Origin of the sequence: Franconibacter sp. IITDAS19 (assembly GCF_023079515.1) — a bacterium.
GTDB classification, from domain to species: Bacteria; Pseudomonadota; Gammaproteobacteria; order Enterobacterales; family Enterobacteriaceae; genus Franconibacter; species Franconibacter pulveris.
Map to the genome: position 1 here is coordinate 414,096 of NZ_JALJCP010000008.1, position 16,411 is coordinate 430,506.

Sequence of the window (16,411 nt, forward strand, 5' to 3'; positions counted from 1 at the left end):
CAAGATAACAACTGTACATGACAACGTTCAAAATATTTTGTCAATCCTCGCCGCGATCGAGTATCCTGTGCGCGCCTGTGATGGCGTAGACCGGGCGCCGGACGCTGTCAAACTAATTCATAAAACGCCGTTGCCGAAAAAACGCGCAAAATGGCGTAAACTCATGTGTATTTCTTGTCATGGCAGAATTTTCGCCTGGCATGACGTTAATCATAAATGTCGGCGTCATCTTGCGCTACGCTCAGAGACTCCCTGACGTTTTTTTAGCCACGTATCAATAATAGGTACTTCCATGTCGAGTAAGTTAGTACTGGTTCTCAACTGCGGTAGCTCCTCACTGAAATTCGCAATCATCGATGCTGTTAATGGTGAAGAGTACCTCTCCGGTCTGGCCGAGTGTTTCCATCTTCCTGAAGCCCGCATCAAATGGAAAATGGATGGCGGTAAGCAGGAAGCTGCGCTGGGCGCAGGCGCTGCGCACAGCGAAGCGCTGAACTTCATCGTTAATACTATTCTGGCACAAAAACCTGAACTCTCCGCACAGCTGACCGCAATTGGTCATCGTATCGTACATGGCGGCGAGAAGTACACCAGCTCAGTCGTGATTGACGACTCGGTCATCCAGGGCATCAAAGATGCAGCCTCTTTCGCCCCGCTGCACAACCCGGCTCACCTTATCGGCATCGCTGAAGCGCTGAAGTCTTTCCCGAAACTGGCTAAGAAAAACGTGGCCGTATTTGACACCGCGTTCCATCAGACCATGCCTGAAGAGTCTTATCTCTACGCCCTGCCGTACAAACTGTACAAAGAGCACGGCATCCGCCGTTACGGCGCGCACGGCACCAGCCACTTCTATGTAACCCAGGAAGCGGCCAAAATGCTGAACAAGCCGGTGGAAGAGCTGAATATCATTACCTGCCATCTGGGCAACGGCGGCTCGGTCTCCGCTATCCGTAACGGCAAATGCGTGGATACCTCTATGGGTCTGACCCCGCTGGAAGGTCTGGTGATGGGCACCCGTTCCGGTGACATCGACCCGGCTATCGTATTCCATCTGCACGATGCGCTGGGCATGAGCGTTGATCAGATTAACAAGCTGCTGACCAAAGAGTCCGGCCTGCTGGGTCTGACTGAAGTGACCAGCGACTGCCGCTACGTTGAAGACAACTACGAAGCGAAAGAAGACGCGAAGCGCGCGATGGACGTTTACTGCCACCGCCTGGCGAAATACATCGGCTCCTACACCGCGCTGATGGAAGGCCGTCTGGACGCCGTGGTCTTCACCGGCGGCATTGGTGAGAACGCCGCCATGGTGCGTGAACTCTCCCTCGGCAAGCTGGGCGTGCTCGGCTTTGAAGTCGACCACGAGCGCAACCTGGCCGCCCGCTTCGGCAAGTCTGGCTTCATCAACAAAGAAGGCACCACCCTCGCCGTGGTCATCCCGACCAACGAAGAACTGGTTATCGCTCAGGACGCCAGCCGTCTGACCGCCTGATACCCCACCGCCAGCCTGTGCTGGCGGTGTTGTTTTGTGTCGCGCCAGAGGATTCTGGCCGCAACGAACGAAAGAGGATAAACCGTGTCCCGTACTATCATGCTTATTCCTACCGGAACCAGCGTCGGTCTGACCAGCGTCAGCCTCGGCGTTATCCGCGCTATGGAACGTAAAGGCGTTCGTCTGAGCGTCTTCAAGCCTATCGCCCAGCCGCGTACCGGCGGCGATAAGCTCGATCAGACCACCGCTATCGTGCGCGCCAACAGCAACCTGCCGGCTGCTGAACCGCTGCGTATGAGCCACGTCGAATCGCTGCTTTCCAGCAACCAGAAAGACGTGCTGATGGAAGAGATCATTGCTCGCTTCCACGAGAACACTAAAGACGCTGAAGTGGTGCTGGTGGAAGGCCTGGTGCCGACCCGCAAACATCAGTTCGCCCAGTCGCTGAACTATGAAATCGCCAAGACGCTGAACGCGGAAATCGTGTTCGTGATGTCTCAGGGCACCGACAACCCGGAACAGCTGAAAGAGCGCATTGAACTGACTCGCAGCAGCTTCGGCGGCACGAAAAACGGCAACATTACCGGCGTTATCGTCAACAAGCTGAACGCGCCGGTTGACGAGCAGGGCCGCACCCGTCCGGATCTCTCTGAGATTTTCGACGACTCCACGAAAGCGAAAGTCGTCAGCATCGATGCGCAGCATCTGCAGACCGTCAGCCCGCTGCCCGTACTGGGTGCGGTGCCGTGGAGCTTTGATCTGATAGCCACCCGCGCCATCGACATGGCTCGCCACCTGAACGCCACTATCATTAACGAAGGCGATATCAAAACCCGCCGCGTGAAGTCTGTCACCTTCTGTGCGCGCAGCATTCCGCACATGCTGGAACACTTCCGCCCGGGCTCGCTGCTGGTCACCTCCGCAGACCGTCCGGACGTGCTGGTTGCCGCGTGCCTGGCCGCGATGAACGGCGTGGAGATCGGCGCTATCCTGCTGACCGGCGGCTACGAAATGGACGCCCGCATCAACAAGCTGTGCGAGCGCGCTTTCGCCACCGGCCTGCCGGTGTTTATGGTCAACACCAATACCTGGCAGACCTCGCTCAGCCTGCAGAGCTTCAACCTTGAAGTGCCTGCGGATGACCACGAGCGCATCGAGAAAGTACAGGAATATGTGGCAAGCCACATCAACACCGAGTGGATTGATTCCCTGTCTGCCACTTCCGAGCGCAGCCGCCGTCTCTCTCCGCCGGCGTTCCGTTACCAGCTGACCGAGCTGGCGCGTAAAGCGGGCAAACGCGTTGTGCTGCCGGAAGGCGACGAACCGCGTACCGTAAAAGCGGCTGCCATCTGCGCCGAGCGCGGCATCGCGACCTGCGTATTGTTAGGCAACCCGGATGAGATCAGCCGCGTGGCGGCCGCGCAGGGCGTTGAGCTCGGCACCGGCATCGAAATCGTCGATCCGGAAGTGGTTCGCGAAAGCTATGTCGCCCGTCTGGTTGAGCTGCGTAAGAGCAAAGGCATGACCGAAGCGGTGGCTCGCGAACAGCTGGAAGACAACGTGGTGCTCGGCACGCTGATGCTGGAGCAGGATGAAGTCGACGGCCTGGTTTCCGGCGCGGTACATACCACCGCCAACACCATCCGTCCGCCGCTGCAGATAATCAAAACGGCGCCGGGCAGCTCGCTCGTTTCTTCCGTGTTCTTTATGCTGCTGCCGGAGCAGGTTTACGTTTACGGCGACTGTGCGATCAACCCGGATCCGACCGCAGAGCAGCTGGCGGAAATCGCTATTCAGTCCGCTGACTCCGCTGCCGCTTTCGGCATTGAGCCGCGCGTAGCGATGCTCTCCTACTCCACCGGCAACTCCGGCGCGGGTAGCGACGTTGAGAAAGTACGCGAAGCGACTCGTCTGGCGCAGGAAAAACGCCCGGATCTGATGATCGACGGCCCGCTGCAGTATGACGCCGCGGTAATGGCGGACGTCGCGAAGTCCAAAGCGCCGAACTCGCCGGTTGCGGGTCGCGCTACCGTGTTCATCTTCCCGGATCTGAACACCGGCAACACCACGTACAAAGCCGTACAGCGTTCCGCAGACCTGATCTCCATCGGGCCGATGCTGCAGGGTATGCGTAAGCCGGTAAACGACCTGTCCCGCGGCGCGCTGGTTGACGATATCGTCTACACCATCGCCCTGACCGCGATTCAGGCTTCCCAGCAGTAATCTGCTGCGGCAACGAAAAAGGCAGCCACCTGGCTGCCTTTTTTATTTTCTGCAAAACGTCGCGATTACGCTTCTTCCGCCTTGCTGGATTCGGTATTGGCGTTACGGCTGAGCCACAGCGCCAGCGCTTTTAAGGTATCCGGCGTGAACTCATCGCAGCGAGCGGTGATCTCTTCCGGCGACATCCAGCACACCTCGCTGATTTCACTCTCCTGCAGCGCGAACGGACCGTGGGTTACACAGCTGAACAGTCCGCCCCAGACGCGGCAGTTTTCATCTTCGAAATAGAACTGCCCGTGTTCAGCGAAAGGCACGCCTGCGATGCCAAGCTCCTCTTCCGCTTCGCGGCGGGCGCTTTCCAGCAGCGCTTCATCCGCCTGAACCACGCCGCCTGCGGTGGCGTCGAGCATGCCAGGCAGGAAATCTTTGGTTTCTGTGCGGCGCTGCACGAGGATTTTGCCCATCCCGTCGTGCACCACGATATACGTCGCGCGGTGACGCAGCCGTTCGGCGCGCATCTGTTCGCGGCTCGACTGCGCGATCACCTCATTGTCCTCGTTGACAATATCCACCCATTCCGTGCCTGCCAAATGACTCTGCTCCACCATCGGGAAACCTTCTCGCTAAGCGCTCTTACGGCGCGTTTATGATTAATAGCTCAACTTACGGGTTAATTGAAATCTGCGCAATCACCGCAGAATTATCCAGCGCATTAATGCTCAAAACGTCATCTTCCAGCATGCCATAGCTCGCGGCGAAGCCCCCTTTGGGAATGCTGACGGAGCCTGGGTTGAAGAAGATGATATCGTTACGGCGCTCCGCCACCGGAATATGCGTGTGTCCTGAGACAAATACATCGCCTGCCCCCAGCGGCGGCAAGTTTTCCGGGTGATAGAGATGACCGTGAGTCAAAAACAGACGCTGCTTTTCGAGCAGTATCTGCTGCCAGGGCGCGGTAATGGGGAATTGCAACAGCATCTGATCCACTTCGCTGTCGCAGTTGCCGCGCACGCAAAGAATTCTATCCGCCAGCGTGTTGAGCCGTTCGGCCACTTCCGCTGGCGCGTAACCTTCCGGCAGCGCATTGCGCGGGCCGTGATAAAGCAAATCGCCAAGCAGAATAAGCCAGCGGGCGCCGCTCTGCCCGAATAAGGCAAGGAGGCGTTCGGTAGCCGGTAGCGAACCATGAATATCCGATGCAATCATCAGTTTCATAACTCACCTTTGTAAGTCTGTATTCGGTTGGCGAATGATAGCGTATCCCGCCTGGCTTATCAGCCCGGATGCTTCGCAGAGAGTGCGATAAAACGCTGAACGGAAGCCCGTTGCCACTGAAACGCCGCATAATCCGCCAACCGTTCCGGCACCGCATCGCCATTAAGCACGAGGCGGTTGAGCATGAGCGCTAAATCGGTGTCGGCAATCGACCATTCGCCGAACAGGTTCTGCTGCCCTTCCACCAGCAACGACTGGGCAAGCGCGAAGAGTTTGTCCGCCGCCCGGCGACCCGCCTCGCTTAAAGGCGCTTTTTTCTCGCCGGCAAACACCACTTCCGTGGGTCGCTCTTCGCGTATCGGCATCAGATCGCTGCGCAGCCACGCCTGCACCTGCCGTGCGCGGGCGCGCTTTTCCAGCTCATGCGGATAAAGGCGGCTCCAGACCGGCGGGGCGAAACGCTCTTCCAGATATTCAGCAATCGCGGAGGATTCGCTAAGAAAAAAATCGCCCACCTGCAACAGCGGCACCCGGCGGGTTGAGTCAAAGCCTCGCCAGCCGGGCTTGAGATGCTCTCCACTCGACAAATCGATGGTTTTCAGCGAGAAATCAAGCCCCTTTTCCTGAAGCGCCACGTAAACGGACATAACGTACGGACTAAAGTAATTGGCATCGGACCATAGCGTAATAGCAGGTGTGGACATATTTCCTCGCAGGCTTCAGGGGTAAAATTAAAAAATATACAGCAAAACATCGGGCTGTCACCTGCCAGAACCCCCCACGTCACCTGCGTGCGCACGCTTTGCGCCTATACTTGGCGGAAGAGGAATTTTCATTACGTTCTGACGGGAGTTGTTATGATCGATCTGTACTACGCGCCTACCCCGAACGGTCACAAAGTGACGCTGTTTCTGGAGGAAGCTGAACTCGATTATCGCCTGCACCGCGTGGATATCAGCAAAGGAGAGCAGTTCAAACCCGAATTTCTCGCCATTTCGCCCAATAATAAAATTCCGGCCATTATCGACCACGCCCCCGCCGACGGCGGCGGCCCGCTGAGCATTTTCGAATCCGGCGCCATTTTGCTCTATTTAGCAGAGAAAACCGGCAAGCTGCTGAGTCCTGAACTGCGCGAGCGGCAGGCGACCCTGCAGTGGCTCTTCTGGCAGGTAGGCGGCTTCGGCCCGATGCTTGGGCAAAATCACCACTTTAATCATTTCGCGCCGCAACCGGTGCCCTACGCTATTGAACGGTATCAGGTGGAGACGCAGCGCCTGTATGGCGTGCTCAACAAACGGCTGGAGAAGACGCCCTGGCTCGGCGGCGACGGCTACAGCATCGCGGATATCGCCGCCTATCCGTGGGTGATGTCTCACGAGCGCCAGCGTATCGATCTCAACACCTATCCGGCAGTCAATAACTGGTTTACCCGCATTCAGAACCGCCCGGCCACGGAGCGCGCCTGGAAACGCGCGGAAACCGTCTGACAATGCGCGCCCGGCATGGGCGCGCTTCGCTTCCTCCTGTATGATAGGCGCCACTTAGCCCCACGGAGGAAACCGGCATGACACAGCAGCCAGACGCCATTATTCGCGTCAAAAACCTGCGCCTGCGCACTTTTATCGGTATTAAAGAAGAAGAGATAGCAAACCGACAGGATATCGTCATTAACGTGACGATCCACTATCCGGCGGAGAAAGCGCGCGCCAGCGAAGACATCAACGACGCGCTGAACTACCGCACCATTACCAAGCAGATAATTCAGCATGTCGAGAGCAACCGCTTCTCCCTGCTGGAGAAATTAACCCAGGATGTGCTCAATATCGCGCGCGATCACGCCTGGGTCACCTATGCTGAAGTGGAGATAGATAAACTTCACGCGCTGCGTTACGCCGATTCCGTCTCAATGACCATGAGCTGGCGACGCTAAGCGCAACCGGGAGGTTGCATGAATATCCTGATAACTGGCGGCACCGGCCTGATTGGCCGTCACCTTGTGCCGCGCCTGCTGGAGCTGGGTCACCACGTCACCGTCGTCACTCGCGATCTCAACAAAGCCCGCGCCACGTTCGACGCCCGCGTCAATCTGTGGAAGGGGCTTACCGATCATGAAAACCTCGACGAGTTTGACGCCGTCATTAACCTTGCGGGCGAGCCGATAGCCGACAAGCGCTGGACGGAGGCGCAAAAGCAGCGGTTGTGCCAGAGCCGCTGGCAGACAACCCAGCGGCTGGTGGAGATGTTTCACGCCGGCGAAAACCCGCCAGAGGTGTTGATTTCCGGCTCCGCTACAGGATATTACGGCGATCTGGGCGAAGTGGTGGTAAATGAAGACGAGCCGCCGCATAACGAATTCACCCATAAACTCTGCGCCCGCTGGGAGCAAATCGCCTGCGGGGCGCAGAGCGACAAAACCCGCGTCTGCCTGCTGCGCACCGGCGCGGTGCTGGCGCCGAAAGGCGGCATGCTTGGCAAACTGGTGCCGCTTTTTCGCGCCGGTCTCGGCGGGCCTATCGGCAGCGGCCGTCAGTATCTCGCCTGGATCCACGTTGATGACATGGTCAACGCCATCCTCTGGCTGTTGAACAACGACCTGCGCGGGCCGTTCAATATGGTCTCCCCTTATCCGGTTCGCAACGAGCAGTTCGCGCATGCGCTCGGCCACGTGCTGCACCGCCCCGCCTTTATGCGCGCGCCGGCAAGCGCCGTGCGCCTGATCATGGGCGAATCCGCCGTGCTGGTGCTGGGCGGCCAGCGCGCGCTGCCGAAGCGGCTTGAAGAGTCCGGCTTCGGCTTTCGCTGGTATGACCTGGAAGAAGCGCTGCATGATGTGGTGCGGTGAAAAAAGGGCCACTTACGTGGCCCGGCATTCAGATACGTTGTTCAGCGTAGGCGTCGGCGGCTTTCGCCGCTTTTGAGGCGCGTTTCGGCTGTGGAACGTTGATAATGAAAGTCAGCACGCCCGCAAAAACGTACAGCCCGGTATAGGCCCATACTACGCCTTCTATATCGAAGAAAGGCAAAATGAGCGATGCGATCGCGGGGGCGAGAAAGTTACTCATGCCAGCGGACAAGTTATAAATCGATACCGCAGCGCCCTTGTGATGCGGCTCAAGCGTCGGGAACACTGCCGTCATCGGCACAAAGGCGGCGACGAAAATCCCCAACATAACCGCCGGGATCAGCGCCATCGCGAAGTTGTGTCCCGCCCAGAGCGGCAGGTAGTAAAAGGTCAGGCTGGAGACCGCCATGCCCAGACAGCCAAACCAGCGCACCTGACGGATCCAGCCGATATACTCACCGGTAATCCCCCATATAATGTTGGTAAAAATCGTTACGAAGAAGAACACTGCCCAGATTTGCAGCCATTCGGAAATGGTGAAGCCAAGACGGTCAACGAACAGCAGCGGCATAATGATGGCAAAACCGAAAAGCGACAGCGTGTTAATAATACGAATCAGGCAGGCGTAAAAAATGTCGCGGTTGGTAAACAGAATGGTCGCCGCCCGGCTCAACTCGGCCATTTTCTCTTTCATCGGCAAATTTACCCGCGAGCGGTCCACCGGCACGGTGCGCAGACTAATAAACGCGGTGATGCCGCCCAGCGCAACCCAACCAATGGCCATCCACAGCGTGCCGGTTTCGCCTATCATCGGAATGGTAAAACTTGGCAGATAGCTTCCCACCACGCCAATACCGACCGAGTACATCGCCCAGAACCAGCCCGTCGCCGCCGCCAGCTTCTCACGCGGCAGTACCTGTACCAGCATCATCATAAAAGAGTAAATAAACAGCGGATAAGCCAGCCCGCGGATGCCGTAAAACAGCAGCATTAAAGGATAATTGCGCAGTCCTAAGCCGAGCGCCATAAACAACGCATGCATCACAATCCACAGCACAAAGCCGATCAGCATCGCTTTTTGCGGGGTGATAAGCTCCGCGACGACGCCCGATGCCCAGGCCGCCAGCGCGGCGGCAAAGCCGTAAACGGCAAAAACCATCGCCGATTGCGCCGGGCTGAACCCGAGATCGGTAATGTGTTTGGATAAAAACGCCATCTCAAAGCCATCACCGCTCATGAAGATGGCAATAGCGATAAACCCCCACAGCAAATGTCTGGGCAGGCCAAACCAGTATTGTTGAGATTGCATAACACCGTCCTCTTAATTTGGGTACAGGTAGACCGGAAACGACGACGGTTTCCGGGTCGTTTGTCTTAATTAGTCGGGTAATAATTCGCGGGCCTGCTGCTGCTGTTGATAAAGCAGGCGGAACAGAGCCAGCCGCTGCGCAAGCCAGGGATGACGCGCATCATCGGGTTCAAAGGCGTGTAAGACGGGCGGCTTGCGGCAGACCTTTTGCTCTTCGCCTCCTTTCGCCAGCCAGCCGAGCCGCGCCGCGCCAAGCGCGCCCGAGGAGCTTGCAGGATGAGTTACCACGCGCACCTGCAGCACATCGGCGATAAGTTGCGCCCAGAGCGGGCTGCGCGCCCCTCCGCCTGTCAGGCTGCAGCACGTAATGGTATCCCGGGCCGTTCCCAGCACCGCCATGCCATCAGCCAGGCCGAAGGTAACCCCTTCAATCACCGCGTACCCTAATAGCGCGCGACAGGTTTCATGTCGCAGGTTAAAGAAGCTGCCGGTGGCGTGGGGATCGTTATGCGGCGTCCGTTCGCCGCTCAGATAGGGCAGAAAGATCGGCGCCCGCCTTTTTTCCTCATCAGAAAGACGCGCCATCTCCGCCATCAGTTGGCTTTCCGTAACGCCCAACAGGTTACATATCCAACGCAGACAGCTTGCGGCGCTGAGCATAACGCTCATCTGGTGCCAGCGCGCCGGCAGAGCATGGCAAAACGCATGTACTCCGGATGTTGGGTCCGCCTGAAGCGCATCGTTGACGACAAAAATGACACCCGAGGTGCCAAGCGAGATCAGCGCATCACCAGGGTTTATTGCCCCCACGCCCACCGCCGACGTGGCGTTATCGCCGCCGCCGCCCGCTATCACGACATCCGCGCTGAGTCCCCATTCCGTCGCGAGTGAAGCCCGCAACACGCCGCTCACCGCACTGCCCTCCACCAGGCGCGGCATTTGTTCACGACGCAGGTCAGTTGCCGCCAGCAGCGTTTCTGACCAGTCGCGTTTTGCTACATCAAGCCACAGCGTGCCTGCCGCATCGGAAGGATCGGAGACAAATTCGCCGCTCAGGCGCCAGCGTAAGTAATCTTTTGGCAGCAGAACCTTATCAACCTTTTGGAATATTTCTGGCTCATGGCGCGCCACCCAGAGCAGCTTCGGGGCGGTAAACCCCGGCATGATCATGTTGCCGCTTATCGCCATCATTTCCGGGTGGCGCACGCGCAGGTCATCGCACTCCGGGGCGCTGCGCGTGTCATTCCACAAAATGCAGGGACGCAATACGTTTCCACGCTTATCCAGTAATACGGCTCCGTGCATCTGGCCCGAAAGTCCTATGGCGCGCACAGAAGACCAGGCCTGCGGCGCCTGATGACGTAACGCTGCCACAACCTGGCAGGTCGCCTGCCACCAGGCGTGCGGATCCTGTTCCGCCCAGTGCGGGTGCGGACGCTGTACCGTCAGCGTCGCATGCTGCGACGCCACGATTTCCCCCTGCTCATCCAGCAGCAAGGCTTTAAGCTCTGAAGTGCCAATATCAATGCCGAGGTACATAGCGCCTCCCGTCAGGCTGTCAGCGGTTGTCCGGTGGTTTCTTCTACCCATTCCTCTAACCGAGCGACGGTACGTTTCATCAGCGCATGGAACGAGGGCTGATGCGCCAGCTCGCCGAACAGCGCTTCGTTGGCGGTAAACGCTTTTAAGGGATCGGGGCTTGCGAAAAGCGCGGCCATCAGCGCGGGCTGCATTACGCCATCCTGATATTCGTAAGGCAGTTGCCCCTGCGCCCAGCGCCGCAGGAACAGGAAGAAAAGCGCAGGCAACACCGCGCTGGCTCGCGGTTCGTGGCCTCGCGCATAGCAAGCGATAAGCGTAGGCGTCACCATGCCCGGAATTTTTGACAGCCCATCGGCAGCTACGCGTTGGTTGGTGTCTTTGATGTAGGGGTTGCTAAAACGGGCCAGCACCACATCCCGGTATTGCGCTAAATCAAGCGTACCAGGTGTGAGAGAAGGAATGACATCCTGCGAAACATAGTCCCATGCCATTTGCCGTATGGCGGGCTCGCGGGTGCTTTCGTCAATATAAGAAAGCCCTGCCAGCGTTCCCGCCCAGGCGATGCAACTATGCGTGGCGTTAAGGATGCGGATTTTCGCCTCTTCCCACGGCAGGACGGAATCGACGAGCTCAACGCCGGCTTTTTCCAGCGCCGGGCGGCCGGCGATAAAGTCATCTTCTATCACCCACTGGATAAACGATTCGCCCATGACAGGCGCACGGTCTGCCATGCCGGTCGCGGCTTTTACCCGCTCCGCTACATCGGCAGTGGGACGTGGCGTAATGCGGTCGACCATGGTATTGGGGGAGGTCGTCTGGCGATTCACCCACGCATAAAGCGCGGTTTCTTCTTTTGCTTTCAGGAATGAGAGAAAGCCGTGACGAAAACGTTCGCCATTGTGACGCAGGTTATCGCAATTCAACAGTGTGACGGGCGCGCCGCCTTCGGCCATACGCTGTTTAAGTATGCGGGTAAGCGCGCCATACAGAGTGCGGATTTCCCCTTTCAGGTCCGCCTGAATATCGGCCTGCTCGCTATCGAGCTCGTGCTCCGGCGTAAGATAATAACCGCCTTCGGTAACGGTGAAGGCAATAACGCGGGTCTCTTCGCTGGCGCCCTGCTTCACCAACTCGCTAATTTCGCTATCCCACTTCAGTACTTTCCGTACAGAGGTGATTTTTTCGTAGCGGCGGTCGCCTTGCGGGGACACTGTCTCCAGCATGTATTCGCCGTTTTGCGCCGCGAGCCGCTCCAGCAGGTCGCGCGCATCGTCACGCACATTGCCCAATGCGATAGTCCAGCTATCGTCGCCCTGTTCAATAAGCTTATGCAGATACCAGGCCTGATGCGCCCGATGAAAAGACCCGGCGCCAATATGCATCCAGACAGACTGAGCAGCCATACAACCTCCAATTTAAACATTTGCCATCTAATTGAGCATTTGCCCGTTTGTTATATGGTAGTTGCGACCCCGGAAACTATTCAGCGACAACCATCACAAAATGGTCATTTGCTCTTTAACGTGACAATTGCCCGGCTAACAAAACATAGCGTCAGGCCGTAAACTAGCGGCAGAAAAATTGAGGAGCGGGCATGAACAAAGAAGAGAAAAAACAGGAGCTGGCGGCGCGCGCCGCATGGATGTATTACGTGGCGGGATTAACGCAGCAGGAGATTGCTCAGTCGCTGGGGCTTTCTCGCCAGGTCGCCCAGAGATTAGTATCTACCGCCCGCGAGCAAGGCATGGTGAGCGTTAAGATTGCGCATCCGGTTACCCATTGTCTTGCCCTGGCGCAGGCGCTGAGCGCAAAGTTCGGGCTAACGCTTTGCCGCGTGGTTCCTTCAGGCCAGCTTGATGATGACGCCGTACAGCAGATGCTGGCGGTAGAAGGCGCAGAAGTGATGTCGCAGTTTATTAGCGAAGACACACCGCACACCTTCGGCATCGGTTCAGGTAAAACCTTGCGCGCCATTATCGATGCCCTGCCCTGGACAGAGCGCCCGCAGCATCACTGCGTTTCTATGATTGGCGCTATCGCGCGGGATGACTCAGGCACGCGCTACGATGTGCCGCTGAAAATGGCGGAAAAAATGCAAGGAAAATATTTCTTTATTCCCGCGCCGCTCTATGCCGACAGCCCTGACGATCGTGAAATGTGGTGCCGACATCAGGTTTATCAGCGCGTCACTCAACGCGCATTAAACGCCAGCGTCATCTTCCTTGGCATCGGCGAGGTTTCGCCAGGCTGCCCCCTGAATGCGGAAGGATTTATTACCGATCAACAGGTCAGCGACCTGCAAAGCAAAGGCGCCGCAGGCGAAATGCTCGGCCATTTTTTCAACCAGCAAGGAGAGCGAATCTACAGTGAACTGGATGCGCTGTTGACCAGCGTGCCGCTTGAGGCGAACACCACACGAAATATTATCGGCTTCGCGGGCGGCGAGCGTAAGTTTGCCGCCATTCGCGCGGCTGTGGCGGGGCGCTGGGTAAACGGACTGGTGACGGATGAAGCCACGGCGAACCGGCTGCTGTCGCTGTGATAAAGGCTGCCGGGCAAGCCGGCAGCCTGCATATTACTTCAGCGACCCTTTCAGAAACTGTTGCAGGCGCTGGCTTTTCGGGTTGCCGAAGAGTTCGTCCGGCGCCCCCTCCTCTTCAATTTTTCCCTGATGCAGGAAGATAACGTGGGTGGAAACGTGGCGGGCAAACTCCATCTCATGGGTCACCACCACCATCGTTTTCCCCTCTTCGGCGAGTTGCTGCATAATGCGCAACACTTCGCCCACCAGCTCCGGGTCGAGCGCGGAGGTGGGTTCGTCGAACAACAGCACTTCCGGCTCCATCGCCAGCGCGCGGGCGATGGAAACGCGCTGCTGCTGGCCGCCTGAGAGGTGCACCGGGTATTTGCCCTGGGCGCGCTCGTCAATACCTACCTTAGCGAGGTATTTCAGCGCGCGTTCGCGGGCTTCGTGCTTGCTTAAGCCCAACACCTGGATCGGCGCTTCCATTACGTTCTCCAGCACCGTCATGTGGCTCCAGAGATTAAAGTGCTGGAACACCATGGTCAGGCGGGTGCGCAGCAACCTAAGCTGATTTTTGTCCGCCACCTTAAGCTGGCCATCTTTATCGCGCACCAGCGTAATGTTCTGGTTATTAACGACGATAGACCCTTCGCTCGGCTTTTCGAGGAAGTTAATGCAGCGCAGGAATGTGCTTTTCCCGGAGCCGGAAGAGCCGATGATGCTGATAACATCCCCGGCGTTCGCTTTCAGCGAAACCCCTTTCAGCACTTCATGTTCGCCGTAGCGTTTGTGCAGATCGGTAACGTTTAATTTATTCTCAGACATGCGTGATCACTCAGTGCGACGAGGAAACGGGTTTAACGTGCCCCAGCCAGCGCTTTTCCGCCTTGCGGAAGAGGCTAATCAGAACATAAGAAATTATCAGATAGAGCACCGCGGCAATGCCAAAGGCGGTGAACGGCTGATAGGTAGCGGAGTTGATGTCGCGGGCTATCTTCAGCAGGTCCGGCACCGTGGCGGTAAAGGCCAGCGCCGTAGAGTGCAGCATCAGGATCACTTCGTTGCTGTAAGCCGGCAGCGCGATGCGCAGCGCCGAAGGCAGAATAATGCAGCGATACATTTTCACGCGCGAAAAGCCGTAGGCGCGCGCCGCTTCGATTTCGCCGTGCGGCACGGAACGAATGGCGCCGGCGAAAATCTCCGTGGTATAGGCGCAGGTGTTAAGCGTCAGCGCCAGCACCGTACAGTTCAGCCCGCTGCGAAAGAAGGCGTTGAGCAGCTCGGTGCCCTTCACCACCTCAAGCGTATACATGCCGGAGTAGAACACCAGCAGCTGGACATAGAGCGGCGTACCGCGGAACACATAGGTAAACAGCCAGATGGGGAACTGAATAAACTTATTGCTGGAGACGCGGCCAATTGCCAGAAACAGCGCCAGAATGCCGCCCATCACCACGGAAGCGATCAGCAGCCAGAGCGTGATGGCCACGCCGGTAAAGCGGTAACCGTCGGTCCACAGCAAGGATTTCCAGTATTCCTGAATAATCTCGATCACAGGTCTGCCCTCTTCACGCCCACGCTGTAGCGGCGCTCAAGCAGCAGCAGCACGCCGTTTGACACGGTAGTAAACACCAGATAGATAACCCCGCAGACAATCGCGAAGTAGAACGGCTGCCAGGTGCTTTTCCCGGCAAGCTGGGTCGCTTTGACCACATCTTCCAGCCCCAGCAGGGAAACCAGCGCCGTGGCTTTTAAAATCACCTGCCAGTTGTTGCCGATGCCCGGCAGCGCGTAACGCATCATGGCCGGAAACAGAATGCGGCGAAAGGTTTGCGAGCCCGTAAAGCCAAAAGCGGTCGCCGCCTCGATATGCCCTTTCGGCACCGCCATATAGGCGCCGCGGAACGTTTCGGTAAAGTACGCGCCGTAGATAAAGCCCAGCGTAATAATGCCCGCGACCATCGGGTCGATATCAAACTGATCCATTCCCATCGCGTCGGTAACGGTGTTGAGGGCAATCTGCAGGCCATAGAAAATCAGCAGCATCAGCACCAAATCCGGTACGCCGCGAATAAGCGTGGTATAGCCTTCGAACACCAATGCCAGCGGACGGTTGCGGGAAAGCTTCGCGCCCGCGCCGACAAGGCCAATAATAACGGAAAGGATGACGGAGCTTATCGCCAGTTCAAGCGTGACGATGGCCCCCTGTAAAATCACTTCTGAAAACCCATACAACATGCTGCCAGTCCTGTCGTCAGTGCGGTCTTTGCGGGTAACGCGTTTCGCCTTGCCGCTGACGTTAAGAGAAAGGCCCGCAAGCCTTTCTCCTTAAACGTGCTGCTACAGGCGAACGTTAGTCACCGTATACGTTGAAATCAAAATACTGCTTCGCCAGCTTGTCGTAGGTGCCGTCGGCGCGCATTTGCGCAAACGCCTTATTCAGCGCTTCGCGCAGCTCGTTATCTTCTTTACGCAGCCCCATGCCGGTGCCCACGCCGAACAGTTTCTCGTCTTTAATGGACGGGCCGCCGAACTGGTAGTTTTTGCCGATGGGCTGCTTGAGGAAGCCTTCGCTGGCAGCCACCTCATCCTGGAACGCGGCGTCGATGCGGCCCGCCGTCAGGTCGGCGTAAATATTGTCCTGCCCCTGGTAGGAGACAATCTCAACCCCTTTCGGCGCCCAGTGCACATTGCCGTACGTCTCCTGCGTGGTGCCCTGCAGCACGCCCACGCGTTTGCCTTTCAGCGCCTCAAGAGTGGGCTGAATGGGCGAGCCTTTGGCCACCACCAGGCGAGAATCGGCGGCGTAAAGCTTGTCGGTGAAGGCGATTTCCTGCTGGCGCTTCTCAGTAATGGAGAGCGAAGACATGATGGCGTCGATTTTTTTCGCTTTCAGCGAAGGGATGAGCGCATCAAGCGGGTTCTCCACAAAGGTGCACTGCGTCTGAATACGCTTGCAAAGCTCTTTCGCCAGATCGATATCAAATCCCACCAGTTCGCCCTGCGCGTTTTTGGATTCAAAAGGCGCGTAAGTGGGGTCGGTACCGATACGTAATTTTTGGGGGATCGCGGCGAAGGCAATGGAAACGCTGGAAAAAGCCAGCACCAGAGAAAGCGATAACAGCCGTTTTTTCATATTAATCCTCAGTAAACGCGCAATGGACACTTTTTATAACCTGGAAGGTGCAGTTATCGTGCCATTTTTGTGCATTCTAAAGCAAAAAATTATCGGTGCGCATGCACCTTTTCCGCTCTCAAATG

The 16,411-nt window shown here is 57.4% G+C and carries 16 protein-coding genes; 6 read left to right on the top strand and 10 right to left on the bottom strand.

Annotated elements, in window-relative coordinates:
• The first annotated feature begins 292 nt into the window (after nucleotides 1-292).
• On the top strand, nucleotides 293-1,495 hold the full coding sequence (ackA, locus tag MT962_RS19030) for an acetate kinase (RefSeq protein ID WP_024556215.1): 1,203 nt from the start codon (nucleotides 293-295) through the stop codon (nucleotides 1,493-1,495).
• A gap of 84 nt (nucleotides 1,496-1,579) precedes the next feature.
• The gene (pta, locus tag MT962_RS19035) at nucleotides 1,580-3,718 is read left to right on the top strand and encodes a phosphate acetyltransferase (RefSeq protein WP_024556214.1); all 2,139 of its coding nucleotides are present in this window, start codon (nucleotides 1,580-1,582) and stop codon (nucleotides 3,716-3,718) included.
• Between the two features lie 65 nt (nucleotides 3,719-3,783).
• Here the strand turns inward: pta and yfcD are convergent, their stop codons facing one another.
• Genes yfcD through yfcF form a run of 3 tightly spaced genes read right to left on the bottom strand, consistent with a single transcriptional unit; the run spans nucleotide 3,784 to nucleotide 5,637 of the window.
• A complete protein-coding gene (yfcD, locus tag MT962_RS19040) occupies nucleotides 3,784-4,326 on the bottom strand; it encodes an NUDIX hydrolase YfcD (protein ID WP_024556213.1) in 543 nt (180 codons plus the stop codon).
• A 55-nt stretch (nucleotides 4,327-4,381) separates the two neighbouring features.
• The gene (gene yfcE, locus MT962_RS19045; protein WP_024556212.1) at nucleotides 4,382-4,933 is read right to left on the bottom strand and encodes a phosphodiesterase; all 552 of its coding nucleotides are present in this window, start codon (nucleotides 4,931-4,933) and stop codon (nucleotides 4,382-4,384) included.
• Between the two features lie 59 nt (nucleotides 4,934-4,992).
• Nucleotides 4,993-5,637, bottom strand: a complete 645-nt coding sequence (yfcF, locus tag MT962_RS19050) for a glutathione transferase (RefSeq protein WP_024556211.1) — start codon at nucleotides 5,635-5,637, stop codon at nucleotides 4,993-4,995.
• A 153-nt stretch (nucleotides 5,638-5,790) separates the two neighbouring features.
• Between yfcF and yfcG the strand changes: the two genes are divergently transcribed.
• The 3 genes from yfcG (at nucleotide 5,791) to MT962_RS19065 (ending at nucleotide 7,775) form a co-directional block, all read left to right on the top strand.
• Nucleotides 5,791-6,420 (top strand): GSH-dependent disulfide bond oxidoreductase, encoded by a 630-nt coding sequence (yfcG, locus tag MT962_RS19055; RefSeq protein ID WP_247366223.1) that lies wholly within the window; start codon nucleotides 5,791-5,793, stop codon nucleotides 6,418-6,420.
• A gap of 77 nt (nucleotides 6,421-6,497) precedes the next feature.
• The gene (gene folX / locus MT962_RS19060) at nucleotides 6,498-6,863 is read left to right on the top strand and encodes a dihydroneopterin triphosphate 2'-epimerase (protein WP_024556209.1); all 366 of its coding nucleotides are present in this window, start codon (nucleotides 6,498-6,500) and stop codon (nucleotides 6,861-6,863) included.
• A gap of 18 nt (nucleotides 6,864-6,881) precedes the next feature.
• Nucleotides 6,882-7,775 (top strand): TIGR01777 family oxidoreductase, encoded by an 894-nt coding sequence (locus MT962_RS19065; protein ID WP_048888511.1) that lies wholly within the window; start codon nucleotides 6,882-6,884, stop codon nucleotides 7,773-7,775.
• A 28-nt stretch (nucleotides 7,776-7,803) separates the two neighbouring features.
• Here MT962_RS19065 and MT962_RS19070 read toward each other — a convergent pair whose 3' ends face one another.
• From MT962_RS19070 to dalD, 3 genes are all read right to left on the bottom strand, one after another.
• Nucleotides 7,804-9,084 carry an MFS transporter gene (locus MT962_RS19070; RefSeq protein ID WP_024556207.1) on the bottom strand — a complete coding sequence of 427 codons (1,281 nt, stop codon included), beginning with the start codon at nucleotides 9,082-9,084 and terminating at the stop codon, nucleotides 7,804-7,806.
• A 69-nt stretch (nucleotides 9,085-9,153) separates the two neighbouring features.
• Nucleotides 9,154-10,623: a xylulokinase gene (xylB, locus tag MT962_RS19075; RefSeq protein ID WP_247366224.1), complete on the bottom strand. Its 1,470-nt coding sequence runs from the start codon at nucleotides 10,621-10,623 to the stop codon at nucleotides 9,154-9,156.
• Nucleotides 10,624-10,634: 11 nt separating this feature from the next.
• The gene (gene dalD / locus MT962_RS19080; protein ID WP_024560403.1) at nucleotides 10,635-12,029 is read right to left on the bottom strand and encodes a D-arabinitol 4-dehydrogenase; all 1,395 of its coding nucleotides are present in this window, start codon (nucleotides 12,027-12,029) and stop codon (nucleotides 10,635-10,637) included.
• 191 nt (nucleotides 12,030-12,220) lie between these two features.
• On the opposite strand from dalD, the gene MT962_RS19085 reads away from it, so the two are divergent.
• Nucleotides 12,221-13,168: a sugar-binding transcriptional regulator gene (locus tag MT962_RS19085; protein WP_188724211.1), complete on the top strand. Its 948-nt coding sequence runs from the start codon at nucleotides 12,221-12,223 to the stop codon at nucleotides 13,166-13,168.
• 33 nt (nucleotides 13,169-13,201) lie between these two features.
• On the opposite strand, the gene hisP is transcribed toward MT962_RS19085, so the two are convergent.
• The 4 genes from hisP to hisJ form a co-directional block, all read right to left on the bottom strand.
• Entirely contained in the window at nucleotides 13,202-13,975 is a 774-nt protein-coding gene (gene hisP / locus MT962_RS19090) for a histidine ABC transporter ATP-binding protein HisP (protein WP_024556203.1), read from the bottom strand.
• A gap of 10 nt (nucleotides 13,976-13,985) precedes the next feature.
• Nucleotides 13,986-14,705, bottom strand: coding sequence for an ABC transporter permease (locus tag MT962_RS19095; protein WP_024556202.1), 720 nt, complete (start codon nucleotides 14,703-14,705; stop codon nucleotides 13,986-13,988).
• Nucleotides 14,702-15,388: a histidine ABC transporter permease HisQ gene (locus tag MT962_RS19100; RefSeq protein ID WP_024556201.1), complete on the bottom strand. Its 687-nt coding sequence runs from the start codon at nucleotides 15,386-15,388 to the stop codon at nucleotides 14,702-14,704. Before MT962_RS19100 ends, MT962_RS19095 begins: the two co-directional genes overlap by 4 nt.
• A 115-nt stretch (nucleotides 15,389-15,503) precedes the next feature.
• Complete coding sequence (gene hisJ, locus MT962_RS19105; RefSeq protein ID WP_247366225.1) at nucleotides 15,504-16,286, bottom strand: histidine ABC transporter substrate-binding protein HisJ; 783 nt, start codon at nucleotides 16,284-16,286, stop codon at nucleotides 15,504-15,506.
• Between the last annotated feature and the right edge of the window lie 125 nt (nucleotides 16,287-16,411).